The 17,725-nt window shown below is 40.7% G+C and carries 16 protein-coding genes; all 16 read right to left on the reverse strand.

From position 1 onward, the window contains the following. Positions 1-171: 171 nt before the first annotated feature. Complete coding sequence (locus HT708_RS05745) at positions 172-1,920, reverse strand: ABC transporter ATP-binding protein (protein WP_172926106.1); 1,749 nt, start codon at positions 1,918-1,920, stop codon at positions 172-174. Between the two features lies 1 nt (position 1,921). Next, positions 1,922-3,646, reverse strand: coding sequence for an ABC transporter ATP-binding protein (locus HT708_RS05750; RefSeq protein WP_172926107.1), 1,725 nt, complete (start codon positions 3,644-3,646; stop codon positions 1,922-1,924). Positions 3,647-3,703: 57 nt separating this feature from the next. Then, positions 3,704-4,642: a peptide-methionine (R)-S-oxide reductase MsrB gene (gene msrB, locus HT708_RS05755; RefSeq protein ID WP_000818203.1), complete on the reverse strand. Its 939-nt coding sequence runs from the start codon at positions 4,640-4,642 to the stop codon at positions 3,704-3,706. A gap of 60 nt (positions 4,643-4,702) precedes the next feature. After that, on the reverse strand, positions 4,703-4,825 hold the full coding sequence (locus tag HT708_RS05760) for a chlorohydrolase (protein ID WP_172926108.1): 123 nt from the start codon (positions 4,823-4,825) through the stop codon (positions 4,703-4,705). A gap of 75 nt (positions 4,826-4,900) precedes the next feature. Continuing rightward, on the reverse strand, positions 4,901-5,770 hold the full coding sequence (gene thrB, locus HT708_RS05765; protein ID WP_050207664.1) for a homoserine kinase: 870 nt from the start codon (positions 5,768-5,770) through the stop codon (positions 4,901-4,903). Between the two features lies 1 nt (position 5,771). Further along, entirely contained in the window at positions 5,772-7,058 is a 1,287-nt protein-coding gene (locus HT708_RS05770) for a homoserine dehydrogenase (RefSeq protein ID WP_050223267.1), read from the reverse strand. A gap of 152 nt (positions 7,059-7,210) precedes the next feature. Then, positions 7,211-7,948 (reverse strand): adaptor protein MecA, encoded by a 738-nt coding sequence (gene mecA, locus HT708_RS05775; RefSeq protein WP_000782675.1) that lies wholly within the window; start codon positions 7,946-7,948, stop codon positions 7,211-7,213. A 201-nt stretch (positions 7,949-8,149) separates the two neighbouring features. After that, entirely contained in the window at positions 8,150-9,184 is a 1,035-nt protein-coding gene (locus HT708_RS05780) for a hypothetical protein (RefSeq protein ID WP_000461506.1), read from the reverse strand. Beyond that, on the reverse strand, positions 9,177-10,646 hold the full coding sequence (locus HT708_RS05785) for an O-antigen polysaccharide polymerase Wzy family protein (protein ID WP_172926109.1): 1,470 nt from the start codon (positions 10,644-10,646) through the stop codon (positions 9,177-9,179). The genes HT708_RS05780 and HT708_RS05785 overlap by 8 nt, the downstream gene beginning before the upstream one ends. Positions 10,647-10,661: 15 nt before the next feature. Continuing rightward, a complete protein-coding gene (locus tag HT708_RS05790) occupies positions 10,662-11,648 on the reverse strand; it encodes a glycosyltransferase family 2 protein (protein ID WP_172926110.1) in 987 nt (328 codons plus the stop codon). A 1-nt stretch (position 11,649) separates the two neighbouring features. Then, positions 11,650-12,753 (reverse strand): glycosyltransferase, encoded by a 1,104-nt coding sequence (locus HT708_RS05795; protein ID WP_000225877.1) that lies wholly within the window; start codon positions 12,751-12,753, stop codon positions 11,650-11,652. Next, positions 12,743-13,588 (reverse strand): phosphorylcholine transferase LicD, encoded by an 846-nt coding sequence (locus tag HT708_RS05800; protein ID WP_001062004.1) that lies wholly within the window; start codon positions 13,586-13,588, stop codon positions 12,743-12,745. Before HT708_RS05800 ends, HT708_RS05795 begins: the two co-directional genes overlap by 11 nt. Positions 13,589-13,846: 258 nt before the next feature. Beyond that, positions 13,847-15,121 (reverse strand): polyisoprenyl-teichoic acid--peptidoglycan teichoic acid transferase Psr, encoded by a 1,275-nt coding sequence (gene psr, locus HT708_RS05805; RefSeq protein ID WP_000032344.1) that lies wholly within the window; start codon positions 15,119-15,121, stop codon positions 13,847-13,849. Beyond that, positions 15,118-15,966: a prephenate dehydratase gene (gene pheA / locus HT708_RS05810; RefSeq protein ID WP_000686437.1), complete on the reverse strand. Its 849-nt coding sequence runs from the start codon at positions 15,964-15,966 to the stop codon at positions 15,118-15,120. Before pheA ends, psr begins: the two co-directional genes overlap by 4 nt. Then, positions 15,963-16,439, reverse strand: coding sequence for a shikimate kinase (locus tag HT708_RS05815; protein ID WP_172926111.1), 477 nt, complete (start codon positions 16,437-16,439; stop codon positions 15,963-15,965). The genes pheA and HT708_RS05815 overlap by 4 nt, the downstream gene beginning before the upstream one ends. Beyond that, entirely contained in the window at positions 16,432-17,715 is a 1,284-nt protein-coding gene (gene aroA / locus HT708_RS05820; RefSeq protein ID WP_172926112.1) for a 3-phosphoshikimate 1-carboxyvinyltransferase, read from the reverse strand. Before aroA ends, HT708_RS05815 begins: the two co-directional genes overlap by 8 nt. Positions 17,716-17,725 lie beyond the last annotated feature (10 nt).

The raw sequence follows: 17,725 nt of genomic DNA on the forward strand, positions 1-17,725 counted from the left end.
TCAGTCTTATCTACAACCTTAAAGCAGTGCTTTTAGTAACCTGCGGCTAGCTTCCTAGTTTGCTCTTTGATTTTCATTGAGTATTACAGTGAACAATTTTTCTAGCTATTGTAACAAAAAAGTCACCCGAAGGCAACTTTTTTCGTCCATAAACTTTCAAAAGAGAATGGCTTATTCAGAGCTAAAAGCTGCTGCTTGCTGCATTTGGTAATACTTACCCTTTCTAGCCATGAGATCCTGATGATTGCCATGCTCCACGATGTCGCCATCTACCAAGACAAGAATCAAATCCGCATCCTGAATGGTTGACAAACGGTGGGCGATGATAAAGCTTGTGCGCCCCTTCATGAGTTTTGCAAAGGCATCCTGTACTAGCACTTCTGTCCGTGTATCGATGGAGGAAGTTGCCTCGTCTAAGATAAGAATCTTTGGAATAGCCAAAAAGACTCGCGCTATAGTCAAGAGCTGGGTCTGACCGACAGAGAGAGATTCTCCTGCATTTTCTAACTTGGTATCGTATCCCTGTGGCAACTGTTGGATGAAAAAATCTGCATTGGCTGCTTTGGCAGCAGCAATCACCTGCTCCCGACTGGCTTCAGGATTTCCAAAAGCAATATTGTCATGAATGGTTCCTTGCTTGAGCCAGGTTTCTTGGAGCACCATGCCAAACTGCTGTCTCAATGATACTCGTGTATAATCATAAATGGATTGCCCATCCAGCAAGATATCTCCTGAGTTAATAGGATAGAAACGCATAAGAAGATTGATAAGGGTTGATTTTCCTGCACCTGTCGGACCAACGATGGCTACCTTGCTACCAGCTGGAATATCAATAGATAAATCCTTAATCAAAATCTTTTCAGGATGGTAACCAAAAGAGACATGTTTAAAGGAAATAGCTCCCTTAACTTGGTCACTGGTCAAGACTTCCTTGCCTGTTTCAGCAACCTCAGGACTTTCTAAGACAGCATAGACGCGCTCTGCGCAAGCCAGAGCACTTTGCAACTCAGCTAGCACTGAAGAAATATCGTTAAAGGGCTTGGTATACTGTTGGACATAGTTCAAAAAAGTCACTAAACGCCCAATGGTCAAGGTTGACCCCATCATGATACGATAAGCTCCTACTCCAGCTAGAATCGCATAAATGAGCGCATTGACAAAGCGAGTCGAAGGATTGACCGTTGAAGAATAAAAGATGGCCGACTGCGAATAGCCTGCGTAGTTGTCATTAGCCTCACACAGTCTTTTGATAAACTCTACCTGAGCATTAAAAGATTGAATAATAGTCTGCTGGCTAAGCGATTCTTCAATCAACTGAGTCTGAATTCCCCTTGTCTCTGTTTGCTTCTGGAAGAGATGATAGGAGCGTTTGGCAATAAAGCGTGAAACCACCATGGAAAGTGGCGTCAACAGCAAGACTAAGAGAGTCATGAGGAGGTGAATTTGCAGCATGGCTAGAATGCTAACCAAAATCATCAAGACACCAATGAAAAATTGGTTAAAAATCATGGTCAAGCCAGCTGCTAACTGTTCGATGTCCGTGGTTACCCGACTGACCATCTCTCCACTTCCTTGCCGCTCCACAAAAGCAATCGGTAAACGATGGAGCTTATAGATGATTCGCTCTCGCAAGTCTCTGGTATAAGAGAAGATTAGGCGATTATAAAGAAGAGGATTGGCCCATTGTACCAGAGTATTTCCTATAACTACCAAGATCATCTGGAGAAAAATCTGCCAAAAAACTGGTGAAGAACCAGCCACTAGGACTTGGTCGATGACCTGCCCAATCAAGATAGGTAGGTAGATTGATAAGCCAACCTGGGTAATAGTTCCTAGAAAGGCTAGGAAAAGGAGGAAGGGATTGCTTGCTAAATCTTTTGCCAAGCGTGTGAGCGTCTGGTTTGCAGTTTGTCGTCTCATGCTAGTCCTCCTTTCCATGTTGGGATGCATTGATTTCGCGATAAACTTGACTAGATTTCATCAAGTTCTCGTGCTTGCCGATAGCTAGGAGCTCTCCTTTTTCTAAGAGGAGAATCTGGTCAGCCATCTGTAAAGTCGAGGTTCGTTGAGAGATCAAGATTAAGCTCGTATTTAGCAAATTTTCTCGGATAGCTTTCAAGAGCTTAGACTCGGTAATGGTGTCGAGGGCCGAGGTCGCATCATCTAGGATGAGAAATGGAGCTTGGCGCAAGACTGCGCGAGCAATAGACAGCCTTTGTTTTTGTCCACCTGAGAAATTTCGACCTCCTGCCTCAACAGTGGCATCCAAGAACCCTTCCTTTTCACTAACAAAATCCTTAGCTTGCGCAATCTCCAAGGCCTGCCAGAGTTCCTGGTCAGATACTTCTTGATGTAAACCTAGAGTCAAGTTAGAACGAATGGTTCCCTTAAAGAGTTCGACTTTTTGGGGCACATAGGCAATCCAAGACCGCCACTGCTCCAAATTAAGAGGACTACGTCCATTTCGATAAAGGTCTATACTCCCCTTGTCTGCTGGATAAAGTCCAAGTAAGACTTGCACCAAGCTTGATTTACCAGAACCAGTTCCTCCGATGATACCAAGGATTTGCCCTTGCTTCATATTAAAGGAAATGTCTCTCAGAGAAGGCTGGGCCGCATCAGGATAGGTAAAGGTCAGTTCTTGAACTTGTAAAACCTGATCACTGCTAGCTTGCTTTTGTTCTAATTCTGAATGAATATCTTCTGGAGCCTCAGCAAAAACTTCCTCGATTCGCTTAGCTGAGATGTAGGACTGGTTGAGGGAATTGATCAGCATGGCTAGCTTGACCAATTCCACCAAAATCTGTAAGAGGTAATTGATAAGAGCAATGAGAGCACCTTGACTGAGCACTCCTCCTTGAATTGAAATATAGCCTTGCCAGATAATAACGAGAAGAGTTCCATTGACAATCAGATAGGTCAGAGGTGTTAATAAACTAGACCAGAAACCTGTCTTTTCTTGTAATCTAGCATAAACTTGGTTAAGGGTTTGAAAAATCTGTAACTCTCGTTTTTCTTGACCAAAAGCACGAATAACCCGCATCCCTTGCAATTGCTGGCGCGTTTCCTGAACCAGTTGGTCCGTTTTCTTTCTGAGACTACTGTAGAGAGGATTGACCAATCGAGATAACCCTACAATGACAATGGTCAAAATGGCAACCATGACTAAGAACCAGAAAGTCAACTCAGCTGAGATTCGATAAGCCATAAAAATGGCACCAAAAACGATAATGGGCGCTCGCAAAAAGAGACGCAGGAATTGATTGATACCAGTCTGAATCTGGTAGGTATCCGAAGTCAAGCGAGTGACCAAACTAGAAGTTGTCAGACGGTCTCTGCTGTCCTTGGACAAGGAAAGAATATGACGATAAAGATCGTTTGTCAATTCCTTAGCAAAGCCTACTGCTGCCTTTGCTGAGTAAAATTGAGCTATCAAGGCCACTAAAACGCCAATTACTGCAAAGATAAGGAGCAGGCCAATCTGCATCCAGAGATGACCTTGATCTCCCTGAGGTAAAGATTGGTCAACAATCCCAGCAATCACCATGGGAACCAAGAGCTCAAAAACAGCTTCTAACAGCTTGAACAAGGGGGCTAAAATTGATTCCTTGATGTAGGGTTTGAAGTAAGATAATAGGTGTTTCATAAATCCCTTCTATTCATATTCTAGAAATGAAGAAAGTGGGAAGCCCCACTCTCTGTTTTATTTGTTTAAGTAAGGCAATAGATAGCCATATCCTGCTTTTTCCATCTCATCCTTGGCCACAAAGCGTAAAGAAGCAGAATTGATACAGTAACGGAGGCCGCCTAACTCCCGCGGTCCATCTGTGAAAACATGACCCAAGTGAGCGCTGCCTGAACGAGAACGAACTTCAATTCGCTCCATTCCATGGCTCAGATCCTTGTAATAATGAATCAACTCTTTGGAAATCGGACGGCTAAAACTTGGCCAACCACAACCTGAAGCAAACTTATCCTTGGCAAAAAAGAGTGGCTCACCCGTCGTAATATCTACATAAATCCCCTCTTCAAAGGTTTGGTCATAGGCATTGGTAAATGGAGCCTCTGTAGCAGCTTCTTGTGTGACACGATAAGACTCTTCAGATAGACTGGCCTTCAACACCTCTTGACTAGGCTTTTCATAGTTTGCTGCATCAATCAATGGCTTATCAGCATCGGTCACATCGATATGACAGTAACCTGAAGGATTCTTCCTGAGATAATCTTGGTGGTAGTCTTCAGCCAGAATGTAGTGGCGTAATTGCTCCACTTCTACTGCAATCTTTCGACCCAGCATGCGTTCCTGCTCCTGTACCACTGTGTAGATAGCTGGCAAATCTGCTTCATCCTGATAATAAATCCCAGTTCGATATTGGCGACCACGGTCATTCCCTTGTTGATTGATAGATAGAGGATCGATAACTCGGAAATAATAAAGTAAAATCTCTCTGAGTGACACTTCCTTCTCATCGTAAATCACTTGGACCGTTTCTGCATGGTCTGTTTCCTTGATCAACTGGTAATTGGTCGTTTCGACTTGACCATTAGCGTAGCCAACACTGGTTTCTAGCACTCCAGAAATGCGTGAAAAATATTCCTCTAGGCCCCAAAAACAACCACCTGCTAGATAAATTTCTGCCATCTTTATTTCTCCTTTATCACGTTTTTAACTAATACTCTTCGAAAATCTCTTCAAACCACGTCAGCTCACATCTGCAACCTCAAAACAGTATCTTGAGCTGACTTCTTCAGTTCTATCCACAACCTCAAAACACTGTTTTGAGCAGCCTGCGGCTAGCTTCCTAGTTTGCTCTTTGATTTTCATTGAGTATAAACTTCTTTTCACAAAAAGGATATGAAACCCTCTGGTCAAGAGTTTCCCCATCCTATCTTCTATTCTTTATTTTGCTTCTACACGGACACCTTGGGTATCAACTCTCAAGTCATGCAGTTTTCCTTTGAAAGGTTGCTTTTCCAATTCTGCCTTAATCCTTGGCATCTTGTCATGAGAAGCCAGAACCATAACTGTCGGCCCAGCACCAGAAAGGTAGGTTGCATAGGCCCCATTTTCTTTGGTCACTTGCTTAATCATCGCAAATTCTCTTACCAAGTCCTGACGATAGCGCTCATGGAAGAGGTCTCCCTCGATTGCTTGCCCAGCGGTCACCATGTCTCCTGCCAACAAGGCAGCAACCGCTACATTGGCGATAGAACTTGCAGCAACAGCTTCCTTATAAGACAATTTTTTAGGCAAGACACTACGGCTGTCGCGAGTACGTAATTCATAGTTTGGAATGTAAGCTAGAAAATCACACTCTGGAAAGTCTGCTACGATAGCAGAGACTTGCCCTTCAACAGAACTTGCAATAACGAGATTACCATAAATGGCTGGAGCCACATTATCAGGGTGTCCTTCAATCTTGGTCGCTAACTGCAATTTTTCATGATCAGACAAGTCGAGTTGCCCCAATTGGTTGGCTAGTTCAATCCCAGCCACAATAACTGAGCTGGAAGAACCCAAACCACGCGCCAAGGGAACATCACTGGTCATTTTCAAGCGTCTAGGTTTCAAATCTGGTACAATTTGCAAAGCGATTTTGAGCAAGAGATTACGCTCGTCATGTGGAATCCATTTGCCAATCTGGTGTTCAATCAGCCACTCATCTCCTTCTTCACAGACCTCGATTTGAAGGTACTTGGTTACAGCTACACCGACCGAGTCAAAACCTGGCCCGATATTGGCACTGGTTGCAGGTACAATAATCTTCATCTTATTCTCCTAGCACCTTGAAGGTATTCAAGAGGTCAAATTCTGAAACCTTCTTCAATTCAGCTGAGACATTTTCAAGCTGGGCTTTATTAATCTTGTGTGTGATGATCACAACACGCGCCTTGTCACCCTCTTTGCCATCTTGAAGGATTTGCTTAAAGGAAATATCTTGAGCATTGAAGATTTCAGCCAACTTCAAGACCTGACCTTTTGAGTCTAGAGCCAAGATTGAGAAATAGTAGTTTGCTTTGACATCTTCAGGATTTGCCAAGACCAAGTCACGGCTATATTCGTTGAAGTCTTTGCCAATAGTACCATCATTCAAACGACGAACGATACGGACAATATCAGCTACAACACTTGTTGCAGTTGGTTTTTGACCCGCACCTGGTCCGTAGTACATAGACTCACCAATACCGATAGATTCTACAAAGACAGCGTTCATTACGCCATTCACACTAGCAAGTGGGTGCGCTTTAGGTAGGAAGGTTGGAGTCACTTCTGCAGCAATACCTGAAGAAGTTTCCTCAATAGAACCAACCAATTTCACTACGTAACCAAGCTCTTGAGCTACAGCTACGTCTTCTGGTGTGATATTGCGGATTCCCTTGTGGGCTACATCATCAAAGGCAATCTTCATGCCAAAGGCAAATTGGCTCAAAATAACCATCTTGTAGGCTGCATCAATCCCATCTACGTCATTCGTCGGATCGCTTTCTGCAAATCCTAGACGTTGTGCTTCCGCAAGAGCATCATCGTAAGACCAGCCTTCTTCCACCATCTTGGTCACCATGAAGTTGGAAGTTCCGTTGACTACTCCAAGCACGCGCGTAATTTTATCAGAAGCCAAGGAATTTGCTAAAGTACGAAGAATTGGAATCCCACCAGCAACTGCTGCTTCGTAGTAAAGTGCTACCTTGTTAGCTTGAGCGATTTCTAGCAATTCTGCGCCATGGACAGCCAAAAGGTCCTTGTTAGCAGTAACAACGTGTTTTCCAGCTTCCAAGGCACGAGTGATAAAGGTTTTAGCAGGTTCGATACGCCCCATCAATTCCACTACGATTGTAATGTCTTGATCTGATAAAATATCATCCACATTGGTTACAAAGTTAAAGTCATTCCCTGCTGCAAGTAAGCGATTCTTTTCATCTTCATCCTTGACCAATACCTTAGCAACTTCAATCTCTGAATGTGCTGATTGATTGATTTTTTCTCCATTTTCCTTTAGGAGGAAAGGCACACCACTTGCAACGGTACCAAATCCTAGTAAAGCAATTTTAACTGTCATCTTTATCTCCTCGAAATTTTCTAATATAGCCATTATAACAGAATTTTGTGAAAATTCCTATCATAGTAAATCACTATTTCAGTCTAGAAAAGAAAAAAACGAATCTGATGATTCGCTCTTCCTAAAATCTAGAAATAATTTTCCAGAAGTGATTATCCAATCTTTTGCAGATTGGTCACTGCATCGTGATTCATCAAGACTTGGCCATACTCCTGCAAGACTGAACGACTGATGTCACTATCGTCCGCAAACTCGCGCATACGGGCCAACAGCCAAGCTGGATATGGACTTGGATGATTTTCAATATCCACTAAAATGGTCAAATAATAGCGCTCATTCATCTTGTAGAGTTCAGAAGTTTCCATCTCAAAAGTCACTGTCTTAGCAAAAGCCACCAAGTCAGCCAACTTAGCAAAAGAAAGGATGTAGTAGATGTAAGGTTCTTTCTTACTCTCAGCTTCTTGTTCAGCCTGCTCCTGCTCTTCTTCCTTGGCTTCGACTTGCTCTAAAGATTGAATCGCTTCGATATCATCCTTAGTTTTGTCTGCGATGCTCTTTTCTAAGGTTTTAATAAACTCATCTGGCGACATTTGAGCCAATTCTTCCATATCTGGTAAATCCGATAAATCTTCAAAATCTAGATTTTGGTCAATCTTTGATTTGGTTACAAAGACATCAACCTTATCAGGTTTTGGAGTCACACGGAAGCTCAACATACCTGTATCTAGAAAGCTATCAGGCATCTCTAACTCATCCAAGATAGCATAAAAAAACTCTTCTGTTTTTTCTTGAGGGACAAGAAAGTCAGCAATCTCCATGCCACGATCCATCAAATCCTCTAAAGACATCGTGATTTTCAAAGTTGTATCACTAATTTGTTTCATTTTCATTGCTAGTAACCTCATACTTTCAGTTCTATCTATTATACTAGATTTTTACGATTTTATCAAAAGAAGGCTCCTCTATACGGATAGATTTTCCCTAGGGTCTTTCTATAGGAGACTCCAAGAGAAAATTTCTGCAGACAGATAGAAAAAGCCTTCAAAATCAAACTTCTTGTTCGACTTTGAAGACCTAATACATCAGAAAGCTTACAGTTTAAAGGTTGCTACACCGAGGATAGAACGATTTAAGTTTCTAAGAATTTGAAGACTTTGTTCAAATTTCTTATAACGAGTCACTCCGTACTCTTCAACAAGAAGGACTGTATCTCTTTCCAAAAGAGATGATACATCCTGTAAATCTACAAAATGCATTCCTTTTAAAGCCTCTTGACTCTGTTTCAATTTATCTAGGATAGCTTTATTTGAGCTAACGATTGTTAATTCTTGTCCAGCATTTTTGTATGACAAGACATCTGCTAGGTTAGCAATTGTTGTAATCTCTGTTACAAAATCAATTTGATACTGAGAAAAATCACCTGCTCTATTGATTGTTGGATTAAAGAGATAAATCAATACATTCCCCATCACAACCAAAATCACACAAACTACTCCAATAACAGCTAAACGGAGAATCAAGTTTTTCACATTCAATCCAAGTGCTGTCTCACCATTTGCATTCAATTCTTTAGAGTTGATGGTTTCCAATTTTTCAATTTTTACATTTGCAAAAGTGTGTTTAAATTTCTCAATCAATCCATCAATTTTTCGCTCTAACAAATCATTAGCATCTTTACTTGATGTCAAAATTTTCACACCAACCCCTGCATCGTCAATCATATAGTAGACGGTCAATTTTTTCCACCAATAATCATTCGTTGAATTTTTCAAGGTTGTTTCTGTCGTGTCTAATTCACTGGCAATTTTTTTCAACTCACTGGGTTCTACATCATTGAAAAGATAAGCTCCATTCAAATTACCATCAATCAATTTCCCATAAAAATCACTATAACCACCAATTTGATGATTCAAAATTGTTTTAGCTGAGTCTTCTGGAGGAGTGATTTTATAGCTAAGATAAGTTGAATAACTTGTTGTATCTTTGACAGTGTTTTTATTCCTAACTGCTTTAATTGTAAATGGTACAGCAATGAGAGCAAATAAAGCGATGAGAGCTAAAATATTTGCTTTTCGTTTTTTGTAAAGATTTGCAAATAAATCAGCTACTGAATAATGTTCAAACATGATTTTTTTCTCCTTTGTTTAGTAGATACTGGTTCTCTTTTGTAAGCATTTTTGCTACAAATATAATCACAAGAACAATTCCCCAGAATTGCATTGTAAATAAATTGAAGAAACTTTCTGAAAAGCTACTTCTAGGCATAAAGAATAGATTATTCAAGATGAGTAAAGACAAGGCAAATAGGATTGTTTTTGAACGATAGGCTACTTGCAGCATGGCTATGAATAACATACCTAGCAAGAGACTAAGTAGAAAGACTCCTATCATACCATAGTCTGTATACAACTCCATGATATAACTACTTCCGATACCATGTCCTTTCAAATATTCCTTGTTCAAAACAAGATAGGATAGATTGTGGGCATAACTATTACTATCAATAGCTAGCTCTACACTATTGGTTGTATGCTCAAAGGCTTTTCCTCCGAAAATGGCCCCCAAACTTCCCCTTGCAAAATAATCAAGAACAGGACCAAAAGTAAAATTACGGAAATCTCTGTAAGGTAGGCTACTGTTAAATAGAAAACCTCGAGCCAGAACGCCAAAACTAGTTCCTTGTTTATAGATAAAGTCAAGTAAGATATCCCAGAAATCTGTATGAGAAACTTGGACATTATCCCGTACATAATTGAGTACTCCCATCGCTAACATGAGAATAGGAGAACCTACAAAAATCGCTAACTTTTCTTTAAACCCAATCCATTTTCCTTTTTCAGTTTGCTCCCGCATAAAGTAATAAACAAAAGCAAATAAAATACTTAAAATAAAGGGATTTCGTGTCCCAATTGCCAAATGAATAGTATTAGCTGCAATAAAGGAGACAAGCACTGCTGTGGCCTGCAATTTCTTTGGCTTGGTTGCCAGATACATACACATTGCATAGACCGTAAAGGTAGACAAAATGTAGGTAAAATAAGGCAGTTTACTTTCAAAATTTGCATAGTAGGCATAGTAGGAAGTCTGCAAACGATACAAGAGCCGTTCAAATAACCGAATGAAATAGAAAGGATAGGTTAGAAGAAAAACTCCTAGTGATACAAAGCGTAACCGCTTGATATAAACCTCTTTTAGAGAATTTCCTATATTTGCTACTTTTATTTTCTTCCTAGCTATGAAGTAACGAGCCAGAATGCCTCCTGTGGTCAAGCCCAGAATCGAAACCATGACAACTATAAAGGCAAAACGATAGGCTATTGGATGATAGGTATCCAAAGCACCATCCCTAAAATAATCAATGGTCGGTCTTGATACCAGAAATACAAAAATGGTTAAATAGAAAATAAAATGGATTAAGTAATACTTGATATCATTCCAACAAGCAATTAAGCTACTAACCAACAAGAACAATAAAGTAGAAAGTAAGCTAACATTATTATTATTAAACAGATACACAATTCCACTTACTAGCGTCAAGGCATAACTGACTATGGTCAAACTAAATAATAATCGTTTCCCATCAATCACTTGGTCACCCCCGTTCTAATGTAATTTTTTAGATTTTTCAATATTTTTCAGTAATAAGAATCGATATAAGGAAATATTTATGAATAGGGCCAAAGCACTAATTCTTCTCCCCTTACGGAAAATTGGATTCCTAGCAATAGCAAAGGCATGGCCTTTTAAAAAACGATGAATCTGAGAATAGGCTTCAAACTGTTTATACTGATCATCTAGCAACATCTTATCCAGAATAAAGAAGTGGGCATAGGCCAATCTGAAAAAAGCGACCTCTTTCAAGTCAGGATAGTTTTTCACAACTTCATTATAAAACTTTTGGTAGATATCAATATAGGCTAAATCCTTCTCTGCATAGGGTTTGGTCGTAATACTATCCCCTCTATGGAAATAGTAATAATAGGGTTTAGTATTAACCACATACTTCTTGGCCAACTTGATTAAATCAAAATGGTAATAGGCATCTTCGTAAATCAACCCCTTAGAAAAGGATAGGGCAGTTGCAATCTGTCTCTTGATTAGCTTATTGCAAATCGTCCCAGGTATTTTTTCACCTATGAGGTATTCCTTTAGAAATGTTTGAGAATCACAGACAAAATAGTCATCCTGATTGGCTGACTGTGGGCTTTCATCATTAGCATAGACATTCATGACACCACAGCTCGAAACATCCGCATCTTCTTGAACTAATTGCTCATATAAGCTCTGAATCATTTCTGGATGGATATAATCATCTGAGTCAATAAAAATCAGATAATCCCCGTGAGCCTGCTTCATCCCATCATTTCGTGCTTGCGACAATCCTTCGTTCTTTTTATGAAGCACTGACACCCTGTCATCTTGTTCAGCGATTGAATCACACAAGCGACCACTTTCATCTGTTGCACCATCATCAACAAGAATAATTTCCAGATTTTGATAGGTCTGCTTCTGAATGGAAGCTATCGATTTTTCTAGGTACTGCGCCACATTATAGACTGGCACAATCACACTAATTAATGCAGTTTCCATGCTACTCCTCTAATAGTTTTTCTACTTGTTCGATTTGTTTTGTAATTGTAAATTGTTGAATGAATTGGCTAGCCTCATCGACATCAAAGTTTGAGGCAGAAGTCATGTAATTAGTAATCGCCTGAGCTGCCTCTTGATTGCTCTCAATGATTTGTCCAAATCGTCCTTCTTGGGATAATTCCTCAGCCCCTCCAACGTCCGTAGAGATAAAAGGGAGTCCCAGACTCAAGGCCTCCACATACACTCCAGGAAAACCTTCTTGTTTAGACATAGACAAGAGAACTTTCGTCTGAGATAGATACTGATAAGGATTTTTTTGATAACCAAGGAAATGTACATAGTCCTCAATCCCATACTCTTTGACTCGTTTTTTCAGTTCCTCTTCCATATCACCAGCCCCGATAAAATAGAGATGATAGTTTTTTCCCTCTTGGTGTAATAATCGTATCACTTCCACTACACGGTCAGAACCCTTATTTTCCTCAATCCGTCCGATAGTACAGATACTTTGAGGAGCAATCTCGATATCGATCTTCTCTTGAGATTTTTCTAGAATAGTCTGAAAATCATATCCATTGTAGATTGTCTGTAATTTAGAAGCATAATCTGGATAAACTTCCTTGATAGAATTGCTGGTCTTTTTTGAAATCCCTACAATTGTATTCGCAGCATCCAACTGGCTTCTATGTGATTCTCTTTTAGAGCTATCCTTAAGAAGTTCTTCAATACTTCCATGAATCCAAGATATCTTCTTGACTTCTCTTCTTTTAGAGAACAACAGTGGTGGATTCATAATGGTAAAAGAAACTTCAACATCATAATCATCTTTTACAAGCAAACGACGAGCCAGTCTTGGAAAATAAATTCTCATTCTCCACAAAAAAGCTCGTAACCATCTGGTTTGGCGATAATCTTGAAGGGATTTTAAAATGCGTACATGCTTTGGAACAGATTCATATCCCTTGTCAAAGTGCTCCATTTCAAGAATATCAATATCATACTTTTCTAGATCCAGATTTGAAACAATGGTTGATAGAATCTTCTCTGCACCACCTCCAAGAGAAAAAGACCACATAAAAAATAAGATTTTTTTCTTAGCCACCATATTCTCCCTTGTATTCTGTATAAGACTTATCCATATCAGCGATGACAGCATCATGATGCGGTACCTGCTTGTCTGCTGGTGGAGGCGTCATATAATCCCCAAAAGCAGTTCTGAGATAGACATCATAGCCGATTGGAATAGGCATCTCTGTTCCTTCAAATGGCAAGAAAAGATTGTCTTCAAAAGATGTGATTGGGTACTTGTTTCTCATGTAGCCAGGACCTGAGCATAATTCTGTAATGCCATCACAATCAGCCAAATCATACTTAGTCATTTCTTTCTCAGCTTTTTTCCAGATGCGATAACGGAGAGATTTTGGAGTCAAACCCAGTAAAATGCGACTTCCCCATTTCATGAGAGCACCATGCTTTTCTGGAATAGTTTGCGCACAAAAGAGTGAATAAATCAAGGCCCAACGAACCTGTTTTTTCCGCTCAGCTGGATCTTTCGGATAATAATCCAAAGGCAAAACATCCAAGGCCAGACCATGTGGCAAATCCAAATCCTGCTGATAAGGCTTGATACAGGTGGTTTCCTTGTCACGAATGGTAATAAAAAGATTACGATCAACAAAATCCTTGTAACTCTTTGACAAGAAATAACGTTCATCTGCATAACGAGGCCATAATTCTGCTAATTTCTCATAATCTTTACGAGGCATAAAAAAGTCTAGGTCGTCGTCCCAAGGAATAAATCCCTTGTTTCGAAGGGTACCAATAGCGCCTCCGCCACAGAGATAACAGAGCAAATCATGTTCTTTACAAAAGGCCACAAAATATTCAGCCATCTCCAGACTACGAGCCTGAATTGCTTTTAAATCAGTCATATTGTTCATTATTCTTTCTATCGTATCGTTTCATTATACCACAAACAAGGGGTGAAAATCTATTGCAGACTGTAAAAAATCAAAGCCTGACTGCTATCCAAATAGCTATCAAACTTTGATTTTTCTGTCTTATACTCTTCGAAAATCTCTTCAAACCACGTCAGCTTCACCTTGCCGTAGGTATNNTATCTACAACCTCAAAACTGTGTTTTTAGCAGCCTGCGGCTAGCTTCCTAGTTTGCACTTTAATTTTCATTGAGTATTATCTTATCTCAAGCCCATTTGAGCGAGCTTGGTTTGATATTTGTTTTGATCAACCAGCAAGCCCAAGCCTCCATAAACATCATAGGCATCTACCCAGTCACCCAGTTCTGGAATCGTCAATTTTTCAATACCATTTTTTGCTCCATCCAAAACAGATAAACCGTTTGTTAGGAGGAAAGTATAGGGTACGTTGGTTGAGGTCATAGCAAAAACCTTTCCAAGAGCTTCAGAACCAGTGAAAAGTTTAGTGGGATCTTTAATTTGCTCTAAAATTGCTGTTAAAACTTGTTGCTGTCTTTTTGTACGGCCGTAATCCGCCTCATCATCATCACGGAAACGAGCATAATTGAGCAGGGTCGAGCCATTCATCTGCTGTTTTCCGACTTTAATGGTTTGGGTTGGAGACTCAGTCTCGGTAGCATATAAATCATCTCCGACTGTAGCTTCTGTTAGGGGACGCCCATTCAATGTTGAAAATTGAGCATCAATCGTCACCCCATCAGGGAAAAGCGTGTCAATCGCTGTGGCAAAGGCCTGGAAATCAACCAAGGCGTAGTACTTAATGTCCAAGTCAAAATTATCTTTCAAGACTTGGCGAACCATTTCTGCCCCTTTTTGCCCCTCTTGTTCTCCTAACTCGTAGGCTACGTTTAACTTGTTATCTGTCTGTTTTCTACCATTAATCACTTGACTATAACCATCTATATAGACCAAATTATCACGCATGAAACTGACTAGCTTCATTTTCTTATCTGAGCCCCCGACATTTAATACCATAATAGAGTCAGTTCGTGTCTCAACACTATTTTGACCGATTCGACCGTCTGTCCCCATGATCAAAATATTAACTCCATCTCTAGTGTCCTGACCATTAAAGACTTGAACCTGTGCTGCCTTAGCATCAGCAGTTTTCTTTGCGCTAGCATCTTGGTAACCACGCAAAAACATGAATACCATGGCCAAAGCCACACAGACCAAAAGTGAAAAAATCACCATAAAAATTCGTTTAAGACGGAGCTTCCGTCTTTTCTTTTTTGGAGGGAAAGAGAGTGCTTGTGATTTGGATTGTGAGCGACTCCGGTTCGCATAGCTTGGTAAGTCAACCTGCTCTTCTCTTTCTTGTTCCAAGCTAGAGCTACTATTTCCCCTAGCAAGAGTTAGCTTTTCTTGCAAATAGGCAAACTCATTTTTTTCTCTCTCATTGAGATAATGAATATTTTTTAGCAAATAATCATAACGCAACTGCTCATGATGACTTAAGGGATTTTCTTTACTCATCTTCTCTCCTTTCCATGGTCTGATATTGGATAAATAGGATAGGCACCCAGAATTTTATACTGGATTCCAATCGCTTCTAATTCTTTTTGGGCAAAGTGGACCAAGTCCTTATCGGTATAATCCACATCGATAATGAAAAAGTATTCACCCAGTGCTGTCTTGAGTGGACGACTTTCAATTTTTGTCAAGTCAATTCCTCGCCAAGCAAAGGTCGACAGGGCCTTATAAAGTGCACCTGGAAGGTTGTCAGGTAATGTCAAGGCCAAACTCATCTTTTCAGTTTGTGCTTGCAAGGGAATAGAAGGCTTTTCAGCTCCTAGAACCCAGAAACGTGTGAAATTGGCTTCCATTTCCTGAATATCCTCGGCAATCAGTTCCAATCCATATTCTTCAGCAGAACTTCTAGGTGCAACTGCTGCAAAGGGCTGGTCTGGATGTTCGGAAATAAAACGGGCCGCATAAGCTGTACTAGCTGTTACCTCGATTTGAGCCTCTGGATATTGTTCATCGATGAATTTCTTTCCTTGAGCCAAGGCCTGTGGATGTGAAAAAATCTTTTCAATCTTAGTATGGCCTGGAACCACCATCAACTGCTGATGAATAGGCTGAACGATTTCTGCTACTGCTTGGATGTGAGCCTGATGAAAAAGATAGTCCAAGGTTTCATGAACACTACCCTCAATAGAGTTTTCAACTGGCACCACAGAATAGTCCACTAATCCTTGCTCATAAGCCTTGATGACATCTGTAATGTTGGCAAAAGCCTGCAATTCCTCATTAGGAAAAGCTGTCTGCACAACATGGTGTGAAAATGATCCCTTGGGACCTAGATAAGCAATTTTCATCTTAGTTCCTCTATAATTTCCTCCGGACTTAGCTTGGTCACATCCAAAATCCGACTAGCCACTTCCTCATACCAAACCTGTCTTTCTTGGAAAATAGCTGCAAGTTCTTCCTTGCTATTATTTAGAAAAAGCGGGCGCTGATTATCCTTATCAGCTGCGATACGTTGGTAGAGGGTTTCAAAATCTGCTTTCAGGTAGATGTTATCTGTATTAGTCTTGAGTAAGTCACGATTTCTCTGAGAAATAACCACTCCTCCTCCAGTTGACACGACTTGGTCTGTTTGTAGTAAATTAGCTAGGACTTCTGACTCTACCTGACGAAAGGCCGCTTCGCCCTTTTCCGCGAAAAATTCCGCAATGGACATACCTAAACGCTTCTCAATCAGAGCATCCATATCAAGGTAATTAGGATCCAAGCCTCTTGCAATAGTCGATTTGCCAGCCCCCATAAATCCTAGTAATACCTTAGCCATGAATCAAGCTCTCCAAATCATCAAAGAAGCTAGGATAGCTGGTATTGATGGCTTCTGCACGATCAAGCTCCACCTCTCCATCTGCAACCAAAAGGGCCGCGATAGCCGTCATCATGCCGATACGATGGTCTCCAAAAGTATTGACTCTAGCACCGTGAAGGGCTGATTTTCCTTTGATAATCATCCCATCTGCCGTAGGAGTAATATCTGCTCCCATACTATTTAAGGCGTCTGCTACCACCTGAATACGGTCTGTTTCCTTGACCTTGAGTTCCTCAGCATCCTTGATAACTGTTACTCCTTGAGCTTGGGTCGCTAGCAGAGCAATAATGGGCAATTCATCAATCAAGCGTGGAATCAAGGCACCGCCAATCTCTGTTCCTTTGAGGTCTGAAGACTCAACAGTTAAGGTAGCAGATTTAGCGACTGGGTCAATTTCAGTCATTTCCAATTTTCCACCCATGGCGCGAATGACATCAATAATACCAGTACGCGTTTCGTTGATCCCCACATTCTGCAGCACTAGACGAGAGTTTGGAACAATCAAACCTGCGACCAACCAAAAGGCTGCACTGGAAATATCTCCTGGAACAACCACCTTTTGTCCTGTCAATTTTTGTGGCCCTTGGACTGTGATTTTCTTGCCCTCCACACTTAAATGGCCACCAAATTGTTGCAACATATCTTCAGTATGATTACGGGTGCACTCTTTTTCGATAATCACTGACTCCCCCTGAGCCTGCAAGGCCGCAAAGATCAAGGCTGACTTGACTTGGGCAGAGGCAATTGGCAACTCATACTGAATAGGTCTTAGGGTTTTCGTCCCTTTTAAGTGAAGAGGAGGCAGGTCTCGCTCAGTTTGTCCCGAAATGCTAACGCCCATTTTTTTCAGAGGAATCGTCACACGATCCATAGGACGTTTGGAAAGACTGTCGTCTCCAAACATTTCTACTTCAAAATCTGCACCTGCAAGGACACCTGAAATCAGGCGAATCGAGGTACCAGAATTTCCCATATCAAGGGCATTTTGCGGAGCTTTTAAGCCTTCCATACCCACACCTTGAATGGTAATAACCCCATCTTTGTCCTCAATTTCAACACCAAGGTCACGAAAAACCTGCATGGTCGAAAGAACGTCTTCACCTCGCAGAATATCATAAACCTTGGTCTCACCCTCAGCCAAACTTCCAAAGATAATGGAACGGTGGCTGATAGACTTGTCACCTGGAACGCGGATACTGCCATGTAAGTGGCGAATGTTTGTTTTTAGTTTCATACTGGACCTC

This window comes from Streptococcus sp. 3613 (assembly GCF_013277375.1).
In the GTDB taxonomy this organism is placed as follows: Bacteria; Bacillota; Bacilli; order Lactobacillales; family Streptococcaceae; genus Streptococcus; species Streptococcus pseudopneumoniae.

Excerpts from the sequence above, each read along its gene's own strand:
- mecA (WP_000782675.1), bottom strand. The coding sequence starts at position 7,948 with ATGAAAATGAAACAAATTAGTGATACAACTTTGAAAATCACGATGTCT.
- HT708_RS05815 (WP_172926111.1), bottom strand. The coding sequence starts at position 16,439 with ATGGCTAAGGTATTACTAGGATTTATGGGGGCTGGCAAATCGACTATT.
- HT708_RS05745 (WP_172926106.1), bottom strand. The coding sequence starts at position 1,920 with ATGAGACGACAAACTGCAAACCAGACGCTCACACGCTTGGCAAAAGAT.
- psr (WP_000032344.1), bottom strand. The coding sequence starts at position 15,121 with ATGAGTAAAGAAAATCCCTTAAGTCATCATGAGCAGTTGCGTTATGAT.
- HT708_RS05760 (WP_172926108.1), bottom strand. The coding sequence starts at position 4,825 with ATGAAAATCAAAGAGCAAACTAGGAAGCTAGCCGCAGGCTGCTCAAAA.
- thrB (WP_050207664.1), bottom strand. The coding sequence starts at position 5,770 with ATGAAGATTATTGTACCTGCAACCAGTGCCAATATCGGGCCAGGTTTT.
- HT708_RS05790 (WP_172926110.1), bottom strand. The coding sequence starts at position 11,648 with ATGGAAACTGCATTAATTAGTGTGATTGTGCCAGTCTATAATGTGGCG.
- aroA (WP_172926112.1), bottom strand. The coding sequence starts at position 17,715 with ATGAAACTAAAAACAAACATTCGCCACTTACATGGCAGTATCCGCGTT.
- msrB (WP_000818203.1), bottom strand. The coding sequence starts at position 4,642 with ATGGCAGAAATTTATCTAGCAGGTGGTTGTTTTTGGGGCCTAGAGGAA.
- HT708_RS05800 (WP_001062004.1), bottom strand. The coding sequence starts at position 13,588 with ATGAACAATATGACTGATTTAAAAGCAATTCAGGCTCGTAGTCTGGAG.
- pheA (WP_000686437.1), bottom strand. The coding sequence starts at position 15,966 with ATGAAAATTGCTTATCTAGGTCCCAAGGGATCATTTTCACACCATGTT.
- HT708_RS05780 (WP_000461506.1), bottom strand. The coding sequence starts at position 9,184 with ATGTTTGAACATTATTCAGTAGCTGATTTATTTGCAAATCTTTACAAA.
- HT708_RS05750 (WP_172926107.1), bottom strand. The coding sequence starts at position 3,646 with ATGAAACACCTATTATCTTACTTCAAACCCTACATCAAGGAATCAATT.
- HT708_RS05770 (WP_050223267.1), bottom strand. The coding sequence starts at position 7,058 with ATGACAGTTAAAATTGCTTTACTAGGATTTGGTACCGTTGCAAGTGGT.
- HT708_RS05795 (WP_000225877.1), bottom strand. The coding sequence starts at position 12,753 with ATGGTGGCTAAGAAAAAAATCTTATTTTTTATGTGGTCTTTTTCTCTT.